Source organism: Kitasatospora sp. NPDC059817, from assembly GCF_042731835.1.
Taxonomy (GTDB): domain Bacteria; phylum Actinomycetota; class Actinomycetes; order Streptomycetales; family Streptomycetaceae; genus Kitasatospora.
The window spans coordinates 14,504-16,008 of the sequence record NZ_JBHWIR010000150.1 but is presented as its reverse complement, the minus strand read 5'-3'; the positions used below and the strand labels follow the sequence as shown (position 1 = coordinate 16,008).

1 protein-coding gene is annotated in these 1,505 nt (G+C 76.5%); it reads left to right on the top strand.

Features of this window, described 5'->3' with window-relative positions:
• Window positions 1-275 precede the first annotated feature (275 nt).
• Window positions 276-1,313: an LLM class flavin-dependent oxidoreductase gene (locus tag ACFV61_RS26555; RefSeq protein ID WP_380494280.1), complete on the top strand. Its 1,038-nt coding sequence runs from the start codon at window positions 276-278 to the stop codon at window positions 1,311-1,313.
• The last annotated feature ends 192 nt before the right edge of the window (window positions 1,314-1,505 follow it).

The following is a 1,505-nucleotide window of genomic DNA, read 5'->3' as shown; positions in this document are numbered from 1 at the left end:
CTTCTGATCCCCCTCCACCCACAACAACACCCCCACCCTTCGGCGGTGGCGCTGCGGTCCTCCCACACCCCTTGGGTCGGGGCCCCCCCGCGGGGGTGGGGCCCCCCCCCCCCGCCCCGTACCGGGTCGGTATTGAGGGGGGATTGCGCCGTGTTGCGCGCCGATGTCCGATCCCGCGCCGATCTTGTGGGGACGCGAGCCGCCTGCGTACGTTCGACGGGCACCACCCGCCCGGCCCTCCCGGGGCCGCCTCACACCACCCGGAGCCACCCACCATGCCGCCGACCCCACGACCGCTGCGGAAACTCGGCTTCCTGACCATCGGGCTGTTCGACGAGGCCGACCCGCGCCGGGGCCACGAGTCCACCCTCGACCTCATCACCCTCGGCGAGCAGCTCGGCTTCGACAGCGCCTGGCTGCGCCACCGCCACCTCCAGTACGGGATCTCCTCCCCCGTCGCCGTCCTCGCCGCCGCCTCCCAGCGCACCAGCCGCATCCACCTCGGCACCGCCGTCACCCCGCTCGGCTGGGAGAACCCGCTGCGCCTCGCCGAGGACCTCGCCACCGTCGACATCCTGTCCGGCGGCCGCCTCAACCCCGGCTTCAGCGTCGGCCCGCCCACCCACTACGACCGGGTCCGCGGCGCGCTCCACCCCGACACCGGCGAGCACGAGGACTTCGGGACCGGCCGCGCCGAGCGCCTCCTCGGCCTCGTCCGCGGCGAACCCGCCTCCGACTTCGCCGGCACCGAGGGCATCGAGGTGTACTCCCGCCGGGTCCAGCCGCATTCCCCCGGCCTCGCCTCCCGGCTCTGGTACGGCGCCGGCAGCCTGCGCTCCGCCCGCTGGGCCGGCGAGCACGGGCTCAACCTGCTCACCAGCAGCATCGTCAAGGCCGGGGAGCCCGGGGAGTCCGAGGACTTCGCCGAGATCCAGCGCACCCAGATCCGCGCCTTCCGCGCCCAGCACCCCGACGGCGAGCGCGCCCGCGTCTCCCAGGGCCTCGTCGTCATCCCCACCGACGGTGCCAGCCCCGAACAGCGCGCCAAGTACCAGGCGTACGCCCTCGCCCGCACCCCGCGCACCCTCGCCCCGCAGGGCCCGGCCCGGATGGTGTTCGCGCCCGACCTGATCGGCCCGTCCGAGGAGATCGCCGAGCGGCTGCACGCCCACGCCGGCTACCAGGAGGTCGACGAGGTCGCCTTCGCCCTGCCCTTCACCTTCGACCACCAGGACTACGTGCAGATCCTCACCGACCTCGCCACCCGCCTCGGCCCCGCCCTCGGCTGGCAGCCCTCGGCCGGGCACGGCTGACCCGGCGTCCGGCCGCGCCGAGGGGCGCGGCGGCTCAGGGCCGGTCGGGGCCGCGGGTGGGCAGCGTCTGGCTGTAGACGAGCGCCGCCGGCGCGGCCGCGCTCACCGCCCCCGCCCCCCCCCCCCCCGCCCCCACCCCCCCCCCCCCCCCGGCCCCCCCCCCCGTGGGAAACAGCAGCCCCCGGCGGCGCG